Source organism: Streptomyces bambusae (genome assembly GCF_019400985.1).
GTDB classification, from domain to species: domain Bacteria; phylum Actinomycetota; class Actinomycetes; order Streptomycetales; family Streptomycetaceae; genus Streptomyces; species Streptomyces bambusae_A.
Map to the genome: position 1 here is coordinate 1 of NZ_WTFF01000009.1, position 19774 is coordinate 19774.

At 68.3% G+C, this 19774-nt stretch carries 28 protein-coding genes; 5 read left to right on the plus strand and 23 right to left on the minus strand.

Annotated elements, in window-relative coordinates; genetic code table 11:
* Together GPJ59_RS02710 and GPJ59_RS02715 are read right to left on the minus strand one after the other, a co-directional pair.
* A partial coding sequence (locus GPJ59_RS02710; protein WP_219664718.1) for a glycosyltransferase family 87 protein occupies window positions 1-1020 on the minus strand: 1020 nt, incomplete at its 3' end.
* A gap of 47 nt (window positions 1021-1067) precedes the next feature.
* Window positions 1068-2696 carry an ABC-F family ATP-binding cassette domain-containing protein gene (locus tag GPJ59_RS02715; RefSeq protein ID WP_219664719.1) on the minus strand — a complete coding sequence of 543 codons (1629 nt, stop codon included), beginning with the start codon at window positions 2694-2696 and terminating at the stop codon, window positions 1068-1070.
* 214 nt (window positions 2697-2910) lie between these two features.
* On the opposite strand from GPJ59_RS02715, the gene GPJ59_RS02720 reads away from it, so the two are divergent.
* Window positions 2911-3444, plus strand: coding sequence for an NUDIX hydrolase (locus GPJ59_RS02720; RefSeq protein ID WP_219664720.1), 534 nt, complete (start codon window positions 2911-2913; stop codon window positions 3442-3444).
* Here GPJ59_RS02720 and GPJ59_RS02725 read toward each other — a convergent pair.
* Window positions 3414-4772, minus strand: a complete 1359-nt coding sequence (locus tag GPJ59_RS02725) for a helix-turn-helix domain-containing protein (RefSeq protein WP_219664721.1) — start codon at window positions 4770-4772, stop codon at window positions 3414-3416. The two genes, GPJ59_RS02720 and GPJ59_RS02725, sit on opposite strands and share 31 nt — an antisense overlap.
* 420 nt (window positions 4773-5192) lie before the next feature.
* On the opposite strand from GPJ59_RS02725, the gene GPJ59_RS02730 reads away from it, so the two are divergent.
* From GPJ59_RS02730 to GPJ59_RS02745, 4 genes are all read left to right on the plus strand, one after another.
* Window positions 5193-5330, plus strand: coding sequence for a hypothetical protein (locus GPJ59_RS02730; protein ID WP_219664722.1), 138 nt, complete (start codon window positions 5193-5195; stop codon window positions 5328-5330).
* 276 nt (window positions 5331-5606) lie between these two features.
* Window positions 5607-6731, plus strand: a complete 1125-nt coding sequence (locus tag GPJ59_RS02735; protein ID WP_219664723.1) for a radical SAM protein — start codon at window positions 5607-5609, stop codon at window positions 6729-6731.
* Window positions 6728-6892, plus strand: a complete 165-nt coding sequence (locus GPJ59_RS02740) for a hypothetical protein (protein WP_219664724.1) — start codon at window positions 6728-6730, stop codon at window positions 6890-6892. The genes GPJ59_RS02735 and GPJ59_RS02740 overlap by 4 nt, the downstream gene beginning before the upstream one ends.
* A gap of 86 nt (window positions 6893-6978) precedes the next feature.
* The gene (locus GPJ59_RS02745) at window positions 6979-7848 is read left to right on the plus strand and encodes a GNAT family N-acetyltransferase (RefSeq protein ID WP_219664725.1); all 870 of its coding nucleotides are present in this window, start codon (window positions 6979-6981) and stop codon (window positions 7846-7848) included.
* Between the two features lie 12 nt (window positions 7849-7860).
* Here the strand turns inward: GPJ59_RS02745 and truA are convergent, their stop codons facing one another.
* The 20 genes from truA to rplN all read right to left on the minus strand — a co-directional run bounded on the left by truA (window position 7861) and on the right by rplN (window position 19725).
* Window positions 7861-8724: a tRNA pseudouridine(38-40) synthase TruA gene (truA, locus tag GPJ59_RS02750; RefSeq protein WP_219664726.1), complete on the minus strand. Its 864-nt coding sequence runs from the start codon at window positions 8722-8724 to the stop codon at window positions 7861-7863.
* A 141-nt stretch (window positions 8725-8865) separates the two neighbouring features.
* The gene (gene rplQ, locus GPJ59_RS02755) at window positions 8866-9357 is read right to left on the minus strand and encodes a 50S ribosomal protein L17 (protein ID WP_219664727.1); all 492 of its coding nucleotides are present in this window, start codon (window positions 9355-9357) and stop codon (window positions 8866-8868) included.
* Between the two features lie 166 nt (window positions 9358-9523).
* On the minus strand, window positions 9524-10546 hold the full coding sequence (locus GPJ59_RS02760; RefSeq protein WP_219664728.1) for a DNA-directed RNA polymerase subunit alpha: 1023 nt from the start codon (window positions 10544-10546) through the stop codon (window positions 9524-9526).
* 155 nt (window positions 10547-10701) lie between these two features.
* Window positions 10702-11106: a 30S ribosomal protein S11 gene (rpsK, locus tag GPJ59_RS02765; RefSeq protein ID WP_003956432.1), complete on the minus strand. Its 405-nt coding sequence runs from the start codon at window positions 11104-11106 to the stop codon at window positions 10702-10704.
* A gap of 54 nt (window positions 11107-11160) precedes the next feature.
* Window positions 11161-11541 (minus strand): 30S ribosomal protein S13, encoded by a 381-nt coding sequence (rpsM, locus tag GPJ59_RS02770; protein ID WP_007265919.1) that lies wholly within the window; start codon window positions 11539-11541, stop codon window positions 11161-11163.
* A 187-nt stretch (window positions 11542-11728) separates the two neighbouring features.
* Window positions 11729-11842, minus strand: coding sequence for a 50S ribosomal protein L36 (gene rpmJ / locus GPJ59_RS02775; protein ID WP_003956441.1), 114 nt, complete (start codon window positions 11840-11842; stop codon window positions 11729-11731).
* Window positions 11843-11915: 73 nt separating this feature from the next.
* Window positions 11916-12137 carry a translation initiation factor IF-1 gene (gene infA / locus GPJ59_RS02780; protein ID WP_003956442.1) on the minus strand — a complete coding sequence of 74 codons (222 nt, stop codon included), beginning with the start codon at window positions 12135-12137 and terminating at the stop codon, window positions 11916-11918.
* A 194-nt stretch (window positions 12138-12331) separates the two neighbouring features.
* Complete coding sequence (map, locus tag GPJ59_RS02785; protein WP_219664729.1) at window positions 12332-13183, minus strand: type I methionyl aminopeptidase; 852 nt, start codon at window positions 13181-13183, stop codon at window positions 12332-12334.
* Window positions 13184-13292: 109 nt separating this feature from the next.
* Window positions 13293-13940, minus strand: coding sequence for an adenylate kinase (locus tag GPJ59_RS02790; protein WP_219664730.1), 648 nt, complete (start codon window positions 13938-13940; stop codon window positions 13293-13295).
* Window positions 13940-15253: a preprotein translocase subunit SecY gene (gene secY / locus GPJ59_RS02795; RefSeq protein ID WP_219664731.1), complete on the minus strand. Its 1314-nt coding sequence runs from the start codon at window positions 15251-15253 to the stop codon at window positions 13940-13942. The genes GPJ59_RS02790 and secY overlap by 1 nt, the downstream gene beginning before the upstream one ends.
* A 189-nt stretch (window positions 15254-15442) precedes the next feature.
* Entirely contained in the window at window positions 15443-15898 is a 456-nt protein-coding gene (gene rplO / locus GPJ59_RS02800; protein WP_219664732.1) for a 50S ribosomal protein L15, read from the minus strand.
* A 2-nt stretch (window positions 15899-15900) separates the two neighbouring features.
* Window positions 15901-16083, minus strand: coding sequence for a 50S ribosomal protein L30 (gene rpmD / locus GPJ59_RS02805; RefSeq protein ID WP_005313525.1), 183 nt, complete (start codon window positions 16081-16083; stop codon window positions 15901-15903).
* A complete protein-coding gene (gene rpsE / locus GPJ59_RS02810) occupies window positions 16083-16688 on the minus strand; it encodes a 30S ribosomal protein S5 (protein ID WP_030201551.1) in 606 nt (201 codons plus the stop codon). Before rpsE ends, rpmD begins: the two co-directional genes overlap by 1 nt.
* Window positions 16689-16733: 45 nt before the next feature.
* Window positions 16734-17117, minus strand: coding sequence for a 50S ribosomal protein L18 (gene rplR, locus GPJ59_RS02815; RefSeq protein WP_030201553.1), 384 nt, complete (start codon window positions 17115-17117; stop codon window positions 16734-16736).
* Window positions 17118-17121: 4 nt separating this feature from the next.
* Window positions 17122-17661, minus strand: coding sequence for a 50S ribosomal protein L6 (rplF, locus tag GPJ59_RS02820; protein WP_219664733.1), 540 nt, complete (start codon window positions 17659-17661; stop codon window positions 17122-17124).
* A 20-nt stretch (window positions 17662-17681) separates the two neighbouring features.
* The gene (gene rpsH / locus GPJ59_RS02825) at window positions 17682-18080 is read right to left on the minus strand and encodes a 30S ribosomal protein S8 (protein WP_030201558.1); all 399 of its coding nucleotides are present in this window, start codon (window positions 18078-18080) and stop codon (window positions 17682-17684) included.
* A gap of 220 nt (window positions 18081-18300) precedes the next feature.
* Complete coding sequence (locus GPJ59_RS02830; RefSeq protein ID WP_003956452.1) at window positions 18301-18486, minus strand: type Z 30S ribosomal protein S14; 186 nt, start codon at window positions 18484-18486, stop codon at window positions 18301-18303.
* A gap of 5 nt (window positions 18487-18491) precedes the next feature.
* Entirely contained in the window at window positions 18492-19043 is a 552-nt protein-coding gene (gene rplE / locus GPJ59_RS02835; RefSeq protein ID WP_219664734.1) for a 50S ribosomal protein L5, read from the minus strand.
* Entirely contained in the window at window positions 19043-19354 is a 312-nt protein-coding gene (gene rplX, locus GPJ59_RS02840; protein WP_219664735.1) for a 50S ribosomal protein L24, read from the minus strand. Before rplX ends, rplE begins: the two co-directional genes overlap by 1 nt.
* 2 nt (window positions 19355-19356) lie before the next feature.
* The gene (gene rplN, locus GPJ59_RS02845) at window positions 19357-19725 is read right to left on the minus strand and encodes a 50S ribosomal protein L14 (protein ID WP_003956455.1); all 369 of its coding nucleotides are present in this window, start codon (window positions 19723-19725) and stop codon (window positions 19357-19359) included.
* Window positions 19726-19774 lie beyond the last annotated feature (49 nt).

Sequence of the window (19774 nt, forward strand, 5' to 3'; positions counted from 1 at the left end):
CCCGCCTGCTGCCATCCGTCCGGTTGCCGTCCGTTCGGCTGCTGCCCCTCCAACTGCCATCCTTCCGGCTGCCAGCCGTCCGGCCGCCTCCCGTACTCGCCCCGCCGTGCCACGCGCTTCTTCTGCCCCCGCTTCGAACAGATAAAGATCGACAGGGGACTGCACGGCCCCCGCGCGCCGCCAGCGGCGCCACGCCGCCCACAGGCCCACCGCGGCCCCGGCGCCCGCCAGGGCCACCGCCACCGGCTGCGGCACCCCCAGCCGGGGCAGCACGGCGATCGGCGAGGCGTCCCAGACCAGGGCGTACGAGTCCTGGCCGCGCAGCAGGAACGGCAGGGTCTTGGTGAAGAACAGGGTCGGGCTCGGCATCGCCAGGGCGCCCGCCAGGGACAGCGCGACCGGCACGGCCACCGCCACCGCAAGCCCCCGCCACTGCCGCGCCAGCAGGAACACCAGCCCCACCGGCACCAGCATCGGCTTGGCCGCGATCGCCAGCCCCACCACCAGCCCGGCCCCCGCCCACCGGCCCTTCACGGCCAGCAGCAGCGCCAGCGGCAGCGCGGCCGCCGACAGCGAGGTCCAGTTCCCGATCAGCACGAGGTTCAGGTACGGGCTGTAGGCCAGGGCCAGCAGCCCCCAGCCGCCGACCGCGAACCGCGACCGCACCGGCACCCGGAACAGCCGCAGCGCCGCCCACCAGCCGGCCGCCAGCAGCGCCGACATCACCAGCGGCAGCACCCACCGCAGCACCACGGGCGGCAGCAGCGCCTCCGGCACCGCCATCAGCACCGCGCTCGGCAGGTACAGGAAGCGCTTGTCCTCGTACGGCGAGACCCCCGACAGCAGGGCGTCCGCGGCCCGCACCACGAAGGCGTTGTCCGAGCCGCCGTTCTCCCGCAGGCTCGTCGACACCGCCACCGAGAGGACGACGACCAGCGCCGCGGCCCACCAGGCCCGCGGCGCCGGAGCGAGGAGCCGACCGGGCACCCGGTCCCAGGAACCCTGCCTGACCCACGTCATGGGCCCCGATGCTAGCCCGTGTCGTCACGCCCCCTTGTCGTCACGCCTCAGCGCGCGCGTTCCACCCTGCGCTCGTCCCACACCGGCTCGGTGGTCTCCCGGACCACCCCGTCCGACCCGAAGACCAGGTAGCGGTCGAAGGAGCGGGCGAACCAGCGGTCGTGCGTCACGCACAGCACCGTGCCCTCGTACGCCTCCAAGCCGTCCTGGAGGGCCTCCGCCGACTCCAGGTCCAGGTTGTCCGTCGGCTCGTCCAGCAGCAGCGCCGTGGTGCCCTGGAGCTCCAGCAGCAGGATCTGGAACCGCGCCTGCTGGCCGCCCGAGAGCTTCTCGAACGGCTGGTCGCCCTGGCGCTCCAGCTCGTACCGGCGCAGCACGGACATCGCCCCGCCCCGGTCCTTGGCGTGCTCCGTCCACAGGATGTCGACGAGCGACCTGCCGAACAGCTCCGGGTGCGCGTGGGTCTGCGCGAAGTGGCCGGGCACCACCCGGGCGCCGAGCTTCCACTCCCCCGTGTGGGCGACGGGACGCTCGGCGTCCGCGGCCAGCAGCCGCAGGAAGTGCGACTTGCCCGAGCCGTTCGAGCCGAGCACCGCGACCCGCTCCCCGTAGAAGACCTCCAGGTCGAAGGGCTTCATCAGGTCGGTGAGCTCCAGGTTCTTGCAGGTCAGGGCGCGGACACCGGTCCGTCCGCCCTTCAGCCGCATCCGGATCTCCTGCTCCCGCGGCGGCTCCGGCGGCGGGCCCGCCTCCTCGAACTTCTGGAAGCGGGTCTGCATCGCCCGGTAGCGGGAGGCCATGTCGGGGCTGATCGCCGCCTGCTGGCGCAGCCGGTGCACCAGGGCCTTCAGCCGTGCGTGCTCCTCGTCCCAGCGCCGCTTGAGCTCCTCGAACCGCGCGAAGCGCTCCTTGCGCGCCGCGTGGTACGTGTCGAATCCCCCGCCGTGCACCCACACGTCCGTGCCCGCCGGGCTCGGCTCCAGGCTCACGATCTTCTCCGCGGCCCGGGACAGCAGCTCCCGGTCGTGGCTGACGAACAGCACCGTCTTGCGGGTGGCCTTCAGCTGGTCCTCCAGCCACCGCTTGCCGGGCACGTCGAGGTAGTTGTCCGGCTCGTCCAGCAGCAGGCACTCGTCGGGCCCGCGCAGCAGCGCCTCCAGGACCAGCCGCTTCTGCTCACCGCCCGAGAGCGTGCGCACCTCGCGGAACTGCGCCTTGTCGTACGGGACCCCCAGCGCGGCCATGGTGCACACGTCCCACAGCGTCTCCGCCTCGTAGCCCTGGACGTCCGCCCAGTCGCTGAGCGCCTGCGCGTACGCCATCTGCGCGGCCTCGTCATCGACTGTCATGATCAGATGCTCGGCGCGGTCCACGGCCTCCGCGGCCGCCCGGATCCGCGGCTGCGCCACCGAGACCAGCAGGTCACGAACGGTGGACGCGTCCCGGACCGACCCCACGAACTGCGACATCACCCCGAGCCCGCCACTGACGGTGACGCCGCCGCCGTGCGGCTGCAGCTCGCCGGACAGCAGCTTCAGCAACGTGGTCTTGCCGGCGCCGTTCGCCCCCACGAGGGCAACGACGGACCCCTCACCGACCCGGAAGGACACATCAGGCAGCAGCACCCGCCCGTCGGGCAGGTAGTACTCCAGATGGCCGGCTTCGAGATGTCCCATGCCGGGGATTGTCCCGACCGGGGCGGCGAGGACCAAAACGTTTTTCGAGAGGGTGCTGCGGGAAACGCCTCTGCGGTCCACACCTGGTCCACTGGGCCCAGACCCACGCCTGACGCCTCGCCGTATTCGTCACTGTGACGTGAATTGGCCCGAAGCTGGCTGCAGTTCAGCCTGGCTCTGCGATGCTGGAGGCCGATCGAGAGGGGCCGCAGCGATGCAGTGGAAGATCCACGGGGAACGTCCGATCTACGAGAACAAGTGGGTGAACCTGTGGCTCACCGACGTGGAGACGCCGGACGGGCACCGCTGGGAACACCACGTCGTCAAGCTCCGCCACCTGGCCGTGGCCGCCGTGATCAACGACCGCCAAGAGGTCCTGATGATGTGGCGCCACCGCTTCATCACTGACGCGTGGGCCTGGGAACTGCCCATGGGCCTGGTCGAAGCCGACGAGACCCCCGGCGAGGCTGCCGCCCGTGAAGTCCTCGAAGAGACCGGCTGGCGTCCGGGCCCGATGAAGCCGCTCGTCTACGCCGAACCGGCGAACGGCATCACGGACTCCCAGCACCACCTGTTCCGGGCTGACGGCGCCACGTACGACGGGCCGCCGACCGAGAAGAACGAGTCGGACCGGATCGAGTGGATCCCCCTGGCGAACATCCGGGGCATGATCGACCGCCGCGAGATCGTCAGCAGCGGCTCCCTCGTCGGCCTCCTCTACGTCCTGATGGACGAAGGCGTTCGCTGACCTGGAGCAGGAAGCACCGCCCGTAGACGTGCCTCGAAGGCGACCGCGGCCGGCACCTCGCGATACGGCGCAAGCTGCTCGTAGAACTCGCGAAGGTGCCCGGCCACCCGCTCGGACGACACCGCTGCGGCGGGCACCAGCGCCTCTATCGCCGTGTGGCACGCCTGGTCGAGCTTCCCGCGCTGGAGCTGGGTACGGGCGAGCCAGAAGGCATGGAATGCCCGGCCTCGCTGGTTCGCAGGGTCCTCCCTCTCCAGAGCGTCCGCGATCAACGGTTCAGCGATCGCGGCTTCGCCGAGACGGCCATGCGCGATGCCGGTATCCACGATGAGCTTCGGCTCATCGAAGTAGGTCACCCATGCCGGGTCCGGGTCGTCCGCCTTGATCCGGCCGAACTGACTGTGGGCCTCGGAGATCGCGGTATGGGTCGCCGTCCGGTCGCCCAAGGTCGCGTGGGCGAACGCCTCGCGCATGGCCAGCATCGCCCGGACTCTCGGCGTCGTGCCGACTGCCGCTCGGGCCTGGTCCTGGGCTGCGGACACCAGCGCCAGCGCGTCCGCCGGCTTGTCCTGGTAGGTGGCTTGCAGGCTCATGCAGGCCAGCACGTTGGCCATGAAGGGGTGGTCGTCAATCTCCCTGGCCAGGTGCAGAGCTTCCGAGAAGTAGGCGCGGGCCTGGTGGTACTGCCGGGCGTCGAAGTACGTCCACCCGGTCAGCCGTGCCAGCTCCGCCGCGATGCCATACAGGCCGTTCTGTATCGGCGTCGGGCGCTGATCCTTCAGCAACCCCTCGACGTACCGCAGCTGCCCGACGACGGCCGGTCTCAGGGTCTCGCCCCCGTGCTCGTCGTCCCTGCGCCAGTAGTCCTCGATCGAGGAGCGTAAGGCGTGCAGCGTGGACGGGCTCGGATTCGTCCCGGCGGCCAGGGCCAGGATGCTGTCCACTTCCACGCCCGGTAGCGCACTGAGCGGCTTCGGCCCTGCTGTGTCGCTGACGGCCTCGTGCGGTTCCCGCTCGGCCACGATCAAGGCGGGTGGCGTCTCCCACCCGCGTCGGGCAAGCCCGAGCATGTGGCCGGGGATGCGCAGGCCATCGGCAATCCGCTCGATCACGTCCATGTGGACTAGCTGCCGCCGGCCCGCGATGACTTCGCCGACACGGCTCGGGGTCAGCTCGCACTGCCGGGCGATCATCGACGGATAGATGCCTGCCCGCGTCTTGACCAGCCGGAACACCCGCGTGAAGTCGCGGACTCGGCAAGCGTCGATCATCTGGGGATCGGTCAGCAGGCTGGGCGGGAGTTCCTTCGTGCGACGTGGCTCGGGCATGGGTCACGCTCCGGAGGAGACTACGGATCGCGGCAGGGCCTCAACGGAACGTGATGTTACCCAAGTTGGGTAATCCGCTGGACCTTTCTGGCCACTGCCCCCGCTGGCGAAGCTTCTGCACATGGCGAAGCGACAGAGGACGACCGCCTTGGAGACACACGGTGGCACTCCTGACTCAGAGCGAACGGCCCTCCGGGCGGCCTCGGACCCGGGCACCGAACCCCGCATCTTGATGAGCCTGCGGGTGTCACGGGATTCGGGCCGGACGTGGTCGCCGAGTACGCGGGTGCTGCAAGGCGACCCGTTCGACATCCTCTCGAACCCCAGCAGCTACCCGCCGTGCGAGTGCCCGCGCTGCGGCGGCAAGTCGGTATCGGCCGCCGCCCTTCGCCCGGTGGCCGTCAAGCCGGGGGCCTCTTAGTGGACGGCTTACCTCAAGCACGGCTGAGGGAGCGCGACCCCTGGAGCTGGCGTCAGCAGCTCGCCGTACTGCTGTACGTCGCCGCCGTCAGCGTCCTGGTGGTCGCTCTGGCCGTGGCCGGTGACCCCGGCCGCTGACCCAAGGGATCTTCACCTCGGACTTCCTGCCTGCCAGCCCTGCCGATCCGGCCCTTCTTCTGCATGGAGTTCCTGGATGGAAAGCGCACCACTCGTCCGGTTCCGGCGCCCCCTTCCTCCTCGCAACGAGAGTTGCGGGGACTGCGGCGGCAGCGGCGCCGACTCGTCCGGCAAGAGCTGCGGCACCTGCAACGGGCTCGGCGAGATCTACTGCCGCGCCGGCCGTCAGGGCTTACGCCTGCCGCCGCATTCCGTGATCTTTAAGGAAGCCCGCTGATGGCCCACGCGCTGATCGCATCTCCGTTCCTCGACGGACACCTGCTCCTCAAGCCCGGTGCGAGGGCCGGGGCCCGCATTCCCCTTGCCCACTACGAGGGCCTGCGGCAGGCCGCCACCGAAGGTGAGGACCTGCCCACCTGGGCGGTGCAGATCGCTGCCGACGTCTGGGGTGTCGACCTGAGCGGCCGGCCCGCGCAGGGCACGGTGCTGGTGCGCGAGCCGTCCCCGTACGGCTACTGCCGCGCGTCCTGGGAGATCAACCTCGGCTGCAACTTCGGCTGCAAGCACTGCTACCTCGGCGAGCGCCCCTTCTCCGGGCTCAGCTGGGAGGACAAGGTGCGGCTGCTGGACATCATGCGCGAGGCCGGCGTCCTCTGGCTCCAGATCACCGGCGGCGAGCCCACCATGGACCCGGACTTCCAGGGCGCCTACCGGTACGCCTGGCAGGCCGGGATGATGCTCACCGTCTCCACCAACGGTTCGCTGCTCTGGCGGCCGGACCTCCTGGGGCTCTTCCGGGACTGCCCGCCCTACCGGCTGGTCGTCAGCATGTACGGGGCGAGCGAGGAGTCCTTCGACGCGCTCACGCAGCGCCGTGGCGCGTGGAAGGCGTTCCGGCGTGGCATGGACGCCGCACGCGAGGCGGGTCTGCCTCTGCGCATCAACGTCGTGGTGACGGAGGACAACGCCTCCGAGGCGGACGAGATGGCCGCCCTCGCCGATCAGTGGAACGTCGAGAACCACGCCTACACGAACATGACGCCCACGATCTACGGCGGCGGCGAGCCGCTGCTTGCTCAGTCCGCCGCCCACCTGCGGCAGCGCAAGCCGTTCTCCGGCTGCAACGCGGGACACACCTTCTTCCACGCCGACCCTCACGCCAAGGTGTCGATCTGCAAGGTCGGCCGGGACGACCAGATCGACCTCATGGCCGAAGGCATCGACGGCCTCACCCGGCTCGGCGCCATCGCCGACCGCCTCATGCTTCGCACCGGAGGGTGCGAGGGCTGCGTCCTGTCCGGCACCTGCCGGGTCTGCCGCCCCCTGGCCAAGCACTACCAGGAAGCCAAGGCGCCGCTGCACAGCTACTGCCAACACGGCGACAAGGAGAACTCATCATGACCCCTCCCGTACTGGTGGACCTTCTGCCGGGCCCGCCGACCTCGGCGCGCCGCTCGGCACCGCCCGTCGCCGCCCTCTCGGTGACCGCCGTCCTGGACCTGGACGACGTCGTGGAGAGCGCGGAGTGCTCCTGCGACGCCGGCGACGACAACCCCCACTGACCGACAGATCCAGTCGGCTCCGCTCAGGCCCCGGCGTGTTCGCGTGGGGCCTGAGCGCTGACCGGCCGACCGCTAGGGTGCCGCTCATGTTCTTCCGCTGGGACTGGTTGCGGCCGGTACTGACCGCGCCGGTCGTGCCGACTCTCGGCCCCGTCCACCCGCACGCGCTCACCGTCGACCTCTTCGAGGACACCCTGCGAGCGGCCGTCACTGACCGGTCCTTTCTCCACTACGACAAGGACCGGCGCTGGAGCAGCGAGAAGGACGAGACGGTCCTCCGCGGCGATGTGGTCCACCAGCCCGACCACACCCTCATCCCCACCCTCACCCGGCGCGGACAAGGCACCGTCAAGGTCTTCGCCTACGGACACCGGGGCAGCGTCGTGGATGAAGCCGCCGAGCTGGCGGTGAAGCTCGCCACCGCGCACGACGCGATGAAAGCCCGGGTCGTGCGCCCGCTCGGCCCCGAGACCGGCTTCCCGCGCGGCACCCGCATCCAGCTGAAGGACTTCACCGCCTGCCCGTGCCCAGCCCCCAGCGGCCCGGTGCGCCCCGTGACCGACTGGCCGACCGTCGTGCAGGAGACCTTCGCGCCGTTCGCCACGGCCATGGCAGCCGACGGCCTGGCCTTCCTCCACGCCCGGATGCGGGCCGGCCGGTGCGGCCCGGTCCTCGCCGCGGCCGTCGAGGACCGCATCGTGGGCGCGATCGGCCCCATGGAAGTACGCCCCGACGCGATCGGATGCCCCCAGCTCATGCCCCAGTACTTCGCCGTCCTGCCCGAGGCGCGAGGGCAGGGCCTGGGCCGCGCCCTGTGGCGGGCCGCGATGCACTGGGGCCAGTCCCACGGCGCCGCCTACCAGCTCCTCCAGACCGAGGTCGGCGGCCCGTCCGACCGGCTGTGCCAGGCCGAAGGACTGACCTCCCTCGGCTTCACCCACACCACACCGGCGTAGCCCGGGCCGGGCTCAGCAGCAGCCCGGGGAGGGTTCGCGGCCCGGGAGGGTGCGGAGGTTGCGGGCCTGGCGGTTCCGCTCCGCCAGTAGGTCGTCCGCGGGGTAGCCGACCTCTTCCAGGGTCAGCCCGTGCGGCCGTACGACGTGCACCGCGGAGTCCCGTACGCCCGCGGCCAGCACCTTGCCCGGCCAGTCCACCGGCCGGTGCCCGTCACCGACGTGGAGCAGGGCGCCCACGAGCGAGCGGACCATGTTGTGGCAGAAGGCGTCCGCCCGGACCGTCGCCGTGACGATCCCGTCGGCGTCCCGCTCCCAGCTCAGCTGCTGGAGCGTACGGATGGTGGTGGCGCCCTCGCGCTTCTTGCAGTACGCGGCGAAGTCGTGCTCGCCGAGCAGGGTCCGGGCGGCCTCGTTCATGGCGTCCACGTCCAGCGGCCAGTCGTGCCAGAGCACGTGCCCGCGGAGCAGCGGGTCCACCCCGCCCTTGTGGTCGCCGACGCGGTAGGCGTAGCGGCGCCAGATCGCCGAGAAGCGCGCGTTGAAGCCGGCCGGGGCCTCGGCCACCCTCCACACGCGCACGTCGTGCGGCAGCCGGCCGGCGAGGCGGCGCATCAGCACGTCCCGGTGCTCGTCCCAGACGGCCTGCGCCAGGTCGAGATGGGCCACCTGGCCCCGGGCGTGCACGCCCGCGTCGGTCCGCCCGGCCACGGTCAGCTCGACCGGGTAGGGCAGCCGCATCACGGTCTGCAGGGCCGATTCCAGCTCGCCCTGGACGGTCCGCCGCGCGGTCTGCTTCGCCCAGCCGGAGAAGTCCTTGCCGTCGTACGACAGGTCCAGCCGCACCCGGACGAAACCGGGCTCCACCTCGTCACTCACGTGCCACATCCTCTCAAACACGCGGAACGGGCCCGCCCCCCGTGAGGGGACGGACCCGTTCCAGGCCTTACGGCTGAAGGCGATCCGATCCGGGAACCGGATCAGGCCTCGGGATCACCCCCGCTCACGCGGGGAGGACCCTCAGGCCTCCTTGGTCTCCTCGACCTCGGCCGGGGCCTCGGTCTCGGTGGCCTCGGTCTTGGCGGCCTCGTCGGCCTCCTTGACGGCGCGCTTGGTGGCGGCCTCGGCCTCGGCGACGGTCGCCTTCTTGGCGATCTCGCCCTCGACCAGCTCGATCACAGCCATCGGGGCGTTGTCGCCACGACGGTTGCCGATCTTGGTGATGCGGGTGTAGCCACCCGGGCGCTCGGAGTAGCGCGGGGCGATCTCGGTGAAGAGCGTGTGGACGACGCCCTTGTCCGTGATCGTCTGCAGCACCAGGCGACGGTTGTGGATGTCGCCCTTCTTCGCCTTGGTGATCAGGCGCTCGGCGACCGGACGCAGGCGGCGGGCCTTGGCCTCGGTCGTGGTGATGCGGCCGTGCTCGAAGAGCGACTTCGCGAGGTTCGCGAGGAGCAGCTTCTCGTGCGCGGCGGAGCCGCCGAGGCGGGCGCCCTTGGTGGGACGCGGCATGGTGATTCTCCTTGGTGTCTGCCCCGGCCGTGTCAGGTACCGGAGTCAGTGTCCGAGCAGGCGGTTACCTGTCGGAGACCGGGGCGTGCGCCCCGGAAGGGGCGCGGGGAACTGCGCGGTCAAGCACAGCGCACCCGCGCCCGCGTACGGACCGTGAGGCCCGAGCTCAGTACTGCTCGGTCTCGACGAAGCCCGCATCCGCGTCGTCGTCGGCGCCGAAGGCGTCCGCCGCGGCGGTCGGGTCGAATCCGGGCGGGCTGTCCTTGAGGGCCAGGCCCATGCCGGCCAGCTTCGCCTTGACCTCGTCGATCGACTTCGCACCGAAGTTGCGGATGTCGAGCAGGTCGGCCTCGGAGCGGGCGACGAGCTCACCCACGGAGTGGATGCCCTCGCGCTTGAGGCAGTTGTACGACCGAACGGTGAGCTCCAGCTCCTCGATCGGCAGCGCCAGGTCGGCGGCCAGGGCGGCGTCCGTCGGGGACGGGCCCATGTCGATGCCCTCGGCGTCGATGTTGAGCTCGCGGGCCAGACCGAACAGCTCGACCAGGGTCTTGCCGGCGGACGCCATGGCGTCGCGCGGGCGCATGGCCTGCTTGGTCTCGACGTCGACGATCAGCTTGTCGAAGTCGGTGCGCTGCTCGACTCGGGTCGCCTCGACCTTGTAGGTGACCTTGAGGACCGGGCTGTAGATGGAGTCGACCGGGATACGGCCGATCTCCTGGCCCAGCTGCTTGTTCTGGACGGCGGAGACGTAGCCGCGACCGCGCTCGACGGTCAGCTCCATCTCCAGCTTGCCCTTGCCGTTCAGCGTGGCGAGGACGAGGTCCGGGTTGTGCACCTCGACACCGGCCGGGGGCGCGATGTCGGCGGCGGTGACCACACCGGGGCCCTGCTTGCGCAGGTACATCACGACCGGCTCGTCGTGCTCCGAGGAGACGACCAGCTGCTTGATGTTGAGGATGAGGTCGGTCACGTCCTCCTTGACGCCCGGCACGGTGGTGAACTCGTGCAGGACACCGTCGATGCGGATGCTGGTGACAGCGGCACCCGGGATCGAGGAGAGGAGCGTGCGGCGCAGGGAGTTGCCGAGGGTGTAGCCGAAGCCCGGCTCCAGCGGCTCGATCACGAACCGGGAGCGGTATTCGTCGACGACCTCTTCGGTCAGCGAAGGACGCTGAGCGATAAGCATGTCTTTTTCCTTCAGTCGTGGACGCCCACCATTTGACGCCCGACAGCCGCTGCACGGGGCACAGCGGTAAAAGCAAGGGTACGGGCGACACGCCCCCGAAGGGGGCATGTCGCCCGGAATCCCACATCAGCCACAGATGCGTAACGCACCTGAGGTCAGACGCGCCTCCGCTTCGGCGGACGGCAGCCGTTGTGCGGGGTGGGGGTGACGTCCTGGATCGAGCCGACCTCGAGGCCGGTGGCCTGGAGGGAGCGGATCGCGGTCTCGCGGCCGGAACCCGGACCCTTGACGAAGACGTCGACCTTGCGCATGCCGTGCTCCTGCGCGCGGCGGGCGGCCGACTCGGCGGCCATCTGCGCGGCGAAGGGGGTGGACTTGCGCGAGCCCTTGAAGCCGACGTGGCCGGCGGAGGCCCAGGAGATCACGTTGCCGGACGGGTCCGTGATCGAGACGATGGTGTTGTTGAACGTGCTCTTGATGTGCGCGTGGCCGTGAGCGACGTTCTTCTTTTCCTTGCGGCGCACCTTCTTGGCAGCGCCCTGACGACCCTTGGGGGGCATGTCGTACTCCTACGGGAGGTGGTCGGTCCTACAGCGCAAGACCGCTGAACAGGACTACTTCTTGCCCGGCTTCTTCTTGCCGGCGATCGCGCGACGCGGGCCCTTGCGGGTACGCGCGTTCGTGCTGGTGCGCTGACCGTGCACCGGCAGGCCACGGCGGTGGCGGATGCCCTGGTAGCACTGGATCTCGATCTTGCGGCGGATGTCGCCCTGGATCTCGCGGCGGAGGTCACCCTCGGTGCGGAGGTTGGCGTCCACGTACTCGCGGATCTTGACGAGGTCCTCTTCGGCCAGGTCACGAACGCGGGTGTTCGGGTTCACGCCGGTGGAGGCGAGGATCTCCTTGGACCGGGTGCGCCCGATACCGAAGACGTAGGTGAGTGCGATCTCCACGCGCTTTTCGCGCGGGATGTCAACACCGGAAACGCGTGCCATTCAATGGCTCCTGTGTGTTCGGGGGTCTTCCGCAGAGCCGCTCCCGGCCGCCGTACGAGGTACGAACCGGGTCCCCGGCCCCCGCCGGAGGTGCCGCCGACCCTTGCGGGCTGGGCGGGCTCTGCGTATGTACGTATTACGTGCGTCGCGCGAAGATCTGCGAGAGGTGCAGGTCGGTCGGCGTGCGTCAGCCCTGGCGCTGCTTGTGGCGCAGGTTGTCGCAGATGACCATGACCCGGCCGTGACGGCGGATCACCTTGCACTTGTCGCAGATCTTCTTGACGCTCGGCTTGACCTTCATTTTCTTAAGGTTCTCCGGGTCAGTGCCACCACCCGCGCCGGGACGGACGCCCAGGCGGGAGCAGGGACAAGATCTACTTGTATCGGTAGACGATCCGGCCACGCGTCAGGTCGTACGGAGAGAGCTCCACGACGACCCGGTCATCCGGGAGGATACGGATGTAGTGCATCCGCATCTTTCCGCTGATGTGCGCGAGGACCTTGTGACCGTTCTGGAGCTCCACCTTGAACATGGCGTTCGGGAGGGACTCGATCACGGTGCCCTCGATCTCGATGGCACCTTGCTTCTTGGCCACGCTTCGCCTTTCGAATCGGCTACCTTGATCAGCTCCGTGCACCATGCAGGCATGGGGATGCACGTGAGCCGACGAGTCAGTCTACGTCAGGGCACCCAGAAAGACGAATCCGGAAAGTTTGCCCATCACTCTAGATCATTACTCCGGCCGGCCGAGGCTCAGCCCTGAGGCTCAGCCAGTCCGGACCGGGAGGCTCAGCCCAGCGGGTCCGGAGCGGTCGTGATGCCGTACTGCGCGAGCTTCTCCTTGCCGCAGTCCGGCGCCGTCAGGACGATCGGGCCCTCCTCGGTCAGCGCCACCGAGTGCTCCCAGTGCGAGGACCAGGAGCCGTCCGTCGTGATGACCGTCCAGTCGTCCGCCAGGACCTCGGTGCGGGCGGTGCCCAGGGAGACCATCGGCTCGATGGCCAGGCACACGCCCGGGACCAGCTTGATGCCCTTGCCGCGCTTGCGGGCGACGTAGTTCAGCAGGTGGGGGTCCATGTGCATCTCGGTGCCGATGCCGTGGCCGCCGTAGTCCTCGATGATCCCGAACCGGCCGAAGCTGTGGTCACCGGTGGCCGGGCGCGGCTGGCGCTTGATGTACATCTCGATGGCGCGGGAGATGTCCACCAGGCGGTTGCCGAGCTTCATCGCCGCGATGCCCGCCCACATGGACTCCTCGGTCACCCGGGACAGCTCGATCAGCTCCGGGGCGTGACCGGTGCCGACGAAGGCCGTGAAGGCCGCGTCGCCGTGCCAGCCGTCCACGATCGCGCCGGCGTCGATCGAGATGATGTCGCCGTCCTTGAGGACCGTCTTGTCGTCCGGGATGCCGTGGACCACGACCTCGTTGGCCGAGGTGCAGATGGTCGCGGGGAAGCCGCCGTAGCCGAGGAAGTTCGACTTCGCGCCGTGGTCGGCGATCACCTTGCGGGCGACCATGTCCAGGTCCCGCGTGGTGGCGCCGGGCACGGCCGCCTCCCGGGTCGCCGCGTGAATGGCGGCGACGACCAGACCCGCCTCCCGCATCTTCGCGATCTGCTCGGGGGTCTTCAGCTGGACCATCGGAATGTGTGCCTTCCACCTTCGAAACGGGACTTCTCAACAGTACGGCCGCGGGGTCCGGTGGACACCGCGGCCGTACGGGGCTACGAGCTGCGCAGAAGCGCGAGGACTACTTCTTCAGCGCGTCCATGGCGCGCTGGGTGACGTCCTGGACGTCGCCGAGGGCGGAGATCGTCCTCAGCAGGCCCTGGGCCTTGTAGTAGTCGATGATCGGCTCGGTCTGCGTGTGGTAGACCTCCAGCCGGTTGCGGACGGTGCCCTCGGAGTCGTCGCCGCGCTGGTACAGCTCGCCGCCGCAGGTGTCGCAGACACCGTCGGTCTTCGGCGGGGCGTACGAGACGTGGAAGACGTGGGCCGAGTCGTTGCGGCAGATCCGGCGGCCGGCGATGCGCTTGACCACCTCGTCCTCCTCGACCTCCAGGTCGAGGACGGCGTCCAGCTTCATGCCGGCGTCGGTGAGCATGGCGTCGAGGGCCTCGGCCTGCGACACGTTGCGCGGGAATCCGTCGAGGAGGAAGCCGTTCGCCGCGTCGGGCTGCTCCATCCGGTCCTTGGCCATACCGATGGTGATCTCGTCGGGGACGAGGTCACCGGCGTCCATGAACGCCTTGGCGCGCTGGCCCAGCTCAGTGTTCTGGCTGATGTTGGCGCGGAACAGGTCACCCGTGGAGATGTGCGGGATCGACAGGTTCTTGGCAAGGAACGCGGCCTGCGTTCCCTTGCCCGCACCGGGAGGCCCGACGAGGACGATACGCATCAGCGGAGGAACCCTTCGTAATTACGCTGCTGGAGCTGGCTCTCGATCTGCTTCACGGTTTCCAGACCCACACCCACGATGATGAGGATGCTCGTCCCGCCGAACGGGAAGTTCTGGTTCGCTCCGAAGCCGGCCAACGCCATCGTCGGCACAAGAGCGATGAGACCCAGGTACAGCGACCCCGGCCAGGTGATCCGGTTGAGCACGTAGCTCAGGTACTCGGCAGTAGGACGGCCCGCCCGGATACCCGGGATGAAGCCACCATACTTCTTCATGTTGTCCGCGACTTCCTCCGGGTTGAACGAAATCGCCACATAGAAGAAGGCGAAGAAGACGATCAGGAGGAAGTACGTCGCGATGTAGTAGGGGTGGTCTCCCTTGACGAAGTGCTTGTTGATCCAGGTCGCCCAGCCTGCGGTGGACCCGCTGAACTGAACGATCAAGGCCGGGATGTAGAGCAGCGACGACGCGAAGATGACAGGAATCACACCCGCCTGGTTGACCTTCAGCGGGATGTACGTGGACGTACCGCCGTAGGCGCGCCGGCCGATCATGCGCTTCGCGTACTGGACGGGGATCCGTCGCTGGGCCTGCTCGACGAAGACGACGAGGGCCACCATCGCGAGGCCGACCAGGATGACGACGCCGAACTCGACCCAGCCGTCGGCGATCTTGCCCTGGAGCTTGATCTGCCACAGCGCACCGACGAAGCCGGCGGCGATCGAGATGAACATCAGGATGGACATGCCGTTGCCGATGCCGCGGTCGGTGACGAGCTCACCGAGCCACATGACGACGCAGGTACCGGCGGTCATGGTGACGACCATGACGACCGTGGTGAAGATCGAGCGGTCGGGCACGATCTGGCTGGCGACCGCGCAGCCCTGGAACAGGGCGCCGGAGCGGGCGGTGGCGACGAGGCCGGTGCCCTGGAGGATCGCGAGCGCGACCGTCAGATAACGCGTGTACTGCGTGATCTTCGCCGTGCCGGACTGCCCCTCCTTCTTGAGGTTCTCCAGCTTCGGGATGACCACGGTCAGCAGCTGCAGGATGATGCTCGCCGTGATGTACGGCATGATGCCGAGCGCAAAGATCGTGATCTGCAGCAGCGCACCGCCGCTGAACATGTTGACCAGCCCGAACAGGCTGTTGGTGCTACCAGCCTGGTCCACGCACTGCTGGACGTACTTGTAGCTCACGCCGGGTACGGGGACATGGGACCCGAGCCGGAACAGCACGATGATGCCGAGCGTGAAGAGCAGCTTCTTGCGCAGGTCGGGCGTCTTGAACGCCCGGGCGAACGCGGTGAGCACGGTGCCTCCTGCGACCCCCGCGCTGTTGCGTCAGAGGTGACGGTCTGAAGGAATCGACGTATACGACAAAGCAAAGGTGCAGGCCACCTTACCGGCGTCTGCGCCCCCCGTGGAACGACCAACCGGGGATGCCCCATTTGTGAGGCATCCCCGGTCAGGTTTCACTCGCTATGAGCCACTGAACCCGTCTTAGACGAGCTCGGTGACCGTGCCGCCGGCGGCGGCAATCTTCTCCTTGGCGGAGGCGGAAACGGCGTCAACCGAAACCTGCAGCGCCACGGAGATCTCGCCCTGGCCCAGGACCTTGACGAGGCTGTTCTTGCGCACCGCGCCCTTGGCGACCAGGTCGGCCACCGTGACCTCGCCACCCTGCGGGTAGAGCGCGGCCAGCTTGTCCAGGTTCACGACCTGGAACTCGGTGCGGAACGGGTTCTTGAAGCCCTTCAGCTTCGGGAGGCGCATGTGGAGGGGCATCTGCCCACCCTCGAAGCGCTCCGGAACCTGGTAGCGGGCCTTCGTGCCCTTGGTACCACGACCGGCCGTCTTACCCTTCGACGCCTCACCACGACCCACACGGGTCTTGGCGGTCTTGGCGCCCGGGGCGGGACGGAGGTTGTGGATCTTGAGCGGGTTGTTCTCCGCCATGATCAGTCGACCTCCTCAACCGTCACGAGGTGGCGGACGGTGTGCACCATGCCGCGGAACTCGGGGCGGTCCTCCTTGACGACCACGTCGTTCAGGCGCTTGAGCCCGAGCGAACGCAGGGTGTCGCGGTGGTTCTGCTTGCTGCCGATGTACGACTTCGTCTGCGTGATCTTGAGGCGAGCCATTACGCACCCGCCCCGGCACGCGCACGAAGCAGAGCCGCGGGGGCAACGTCCTCGAGCGGCAGACCACGGCGAGCCGCGATCTCCTCGGGGCGCTGCAGGCCCTTCAGGGCCTCCACGGTCGCGTGCACGATGTTGATCGCGTTGTCGGAGCCGAGCGACTTCGACAGGATGTCGTGAACGCCGGCGCACTCCAGGACGGCGCGCACCGGGCCACCGGCGATAACACCGGTACCGGGGGAAGCAGGCTTCAGCAGGACGACGCCCGCAGCCTTCTCACCCTGGATCGGGTGCGGGATGGTGCCCTGGATACGGGGGACCTTGAAGAAGTGCTTCTTGGCCTCCTCAACACCCTTGGCGATGGCGGCCGGCACCTCCTTGGCCTTGCCGTAACCGACACCCACGGTGCCGTCACCGTCACCCACCACGACCAGCGCGGTGAAGGAGAAACGACGACCACCCTTGACAACCTTGGCGACGCGGTTGATCGCGACTACGCGCTCAACGTACGCGGTCTTCTCGGCGGCAGCAGCGCCACCGTCGCGACCCTTCCGGTCCCGCCGCTCGCCGCCACCGGCACCGCTGCCGCGGCGCTGGGGTCCAGCCATTGGATTACCTCTCTCTGTTACGTCCGTTAGTCCCGGAACCGGGGCTTAGAACTTCAGCCCGGCTTCGCGGGCGGCGTCAGCCAGAGCGGCAATGCGCCCGGCGTACCTGTTGCCACCACGGTCGAACACGACGGCCTCGACGCCGGCGGCCTTGGCGCGCTCAGCGACCAGGGCACCGACCTGCTTGGCCTGCGCGGACTTGTCACCCTCGCCACCACGGATCGACGCGTCCAGGTGGGACGCCGACGCCAGGGTGTGACCCTTGAGGTCGTCGATGACCTGGGCGGTGATGCCGCGGTTGCTCCGGTTGACGACCAGGCGCGGACGCTCGGCCGTACCGGAGATGGTCTTGCGGATGCGGATGTGGCGGCGCTGCTTCGCAGTGCGCTTGTAAGCGTCGCCCTTGGCGATCTTCACACCGTATGCCATGGCTTTACTTACCAGCCTTTCCGACCTTGCGGCGGATGACCTCGCCCGCGTACTTGACACCCTTGGCCTTGTACGGGTCGGGCTTCCGCAGCTTGCGGATGTTGGCGGCGACCTCGCCGACCTTCTGCTTGTCGATGCCCTCGACCGAGAACTTGGTCGGCGACTCGACCTTGAAGGAGATGCCCTCGGGCGCCTCCACCAGGATCGGGTGGCTGTAGCCGAGCTGGAACTCCAGGTCGGAGCCCTTCGCGGCAACGCGGTAACCGACACCGCTGATCTCGAGCGCCTTGGTGTATCCCGTGGTCACACCGGTGATCATGTTGGCCACCAGCGTGCGGGACAGGCCGTGGAGGGCCTTGTTCTGACGCTCGTCGTTCGGACGGGTGACGTTCAGAACGCCGTCCTCGCCCTTAACGATCTCGATCGGAGCGGCGACGGTGTGCGTCAGGGTGCCCTTGGAGCCCTTGACGGTGACCGTGCGGCCATCGATGGTGACGTCCACGCCGGCGGGAACCGGGATGGGGAGCTTGCCAATACGAGACATAGCTTTTCCTCCGTTCCCGACTACCAGACGTAGGCGAGGACTTCCCCACCCACGCCCTTCTTCTGCGCCTGCTGGCCGGTCAGGAGACCGTGGGACGTGGAGATGATCGCCACGCCCAGGCCGCCGAGAACCTTCGGCAGGTTGGTGGACTTCGCGTACACGCGCAGACCCGGCTTCGAGATGCGCTTGATGCCGGCGATCGAGCGCTCGCGGTTCGGACCGAACTTCAGCTCGAGAACGAGGTTCTTGCCGACCTCGGCGTCCTCGACCTTCCAGCCGGTGATGAAACCCTCCTGCTTGAGGATTTCCGCGATGTGCGACTTGATCTTGCTGTGCGGCATCACGACGGTGTCGTGGTACGCCGAGTTAGCGTTACGCAGACGCGTGAGCATGTCTGCGATGGGGTCAGTCATGGTCATGAAGTGGCCTTCGGCCTCTCTCGCCGGGGTTTCCTGTATGCGCCATCCCTCTCCCCGTACAGAGACGGGACGGGTGCGGTGCGGGGACCTACGGCGTAGTAAGTCGTACGGGCGGCGGACGCCCAACCCCACTAGCCTACGGCATGGGGGGAGGGCCTCCGCCGACCCAGATGCTTACCGAGAGTTACCGGCAGACCCAACGTCCAAAGGACAGAAGGGTTTACCAGGAGCTCTTGGTCACGCCCGGCAGCTCGCCACGGTGAGCCATCTCACGGAGGCACACGCGGCAGAGGCCGAACTTGCGGTACACGGAGTGCGGGCGGCCGCAGCGCTGGCAGCGGGTGTACGCACGCACACCGAACTTGGGCTTACGAGCAGCCTTGGCAATCAGAGCCTTCTTCGCCATCTCGCTTACGCCTCCTTGAAGGGGAAGCCGAGGTGACGAAGGAGGGCGCGACCCTCGTCGTCGTTGGTCGCCGTGGTGACCACGGTGATGTCCATACCCCGGACGCGGTCGATCTTGTCCTGGTCGATCTCGTGGAACATGACCTGCTCCGTGAGACCGAAGGTGTAGTTGCCACGGCCGTCGAACTGCTTCGGGGACAGGCCGCGGAAGTCGCGGATGCGCGGCAGCGCGAGCGACAGGGTGCGGTCCAGGAACTCCCACATGCGGTCGCCACGGAGGGTGACGTGGGCACCGATCGGCTGACCCTCACGCAGCTTGAACTGCGCGATGGACTTGCGGGCCTTGGTGACGGCCGGCTTCTGACCGGTGATCGTGGTGAGGTCGCGGATGGCGCCGTCGATCAGCTTGGAGTCGCGGGCGGCGTCGCCCACACCCATGTTGACCACGATCTTCACGAGGCCGGGAATCTGCATGACGTTGTCGTACTTGAACTCGTCACGCATCTTGCCCGCGATCTCCTCGCGGTACTTCGTCTTCAGACGCGGAGTGGTAGCCATCAGATGTCCTCACCCGTGCGCTTGGCAACGCGGATCTTGTTGCCCTCGTCGTCGAAGCGGTAACCGACGCGGGTGACGACCTTCTTGCCGTCCTTCTCCACGACCAGCTGAACGTTGGACACGTGGATCGGGGCCTCGGTGATCACGATGCCACCGGCCTGGTTCTGGCCGGCCTTGGTGTGCTTCTTGACCCGGTTGACACCCTCGACCAGGACGCGGTTCTCAGCCGGCATGGCCTGGATGACCTTGCCCTGCTTGCCCTTGTCCTTACCGGTGATGACCTGTACCAGGTCGCCCTTCTTGATCTTCATGCTTACAGCACCTCCGGCGCGAGCGAGATGATCTTCATGAACTTCTTCTCGCGCAGCTCACGGCCCACCGGGCCGAAGATACGGGTGCCGCGAGGGTCGCCGTCGTTCTTCAGAATGACGGCGGCGTTCTCGTCGAAGCGGATGTACGAGCCGTCCTGGCGGCGGCGCTCCTTGACGGTGCGAACGATGACCGCCTTGACGACGTCACCCTTCTTCACGTTGCCACCGGGGATCGCATCCTTGACGGTGGCGACGATGACGTCACCGATGCCCGCGTAGCGGCGACCCGAACCACCGAGAACACGGATGCAAAGGATCTCCTTGGCACCAGTGTTGTCGGCGACGCGAAGTCGCGACTCCTGCTGGATCACGTCTATCTCCTGTGTGTCTGCCGGTTCCCGGCAGGGGCGCCGCTTTCAC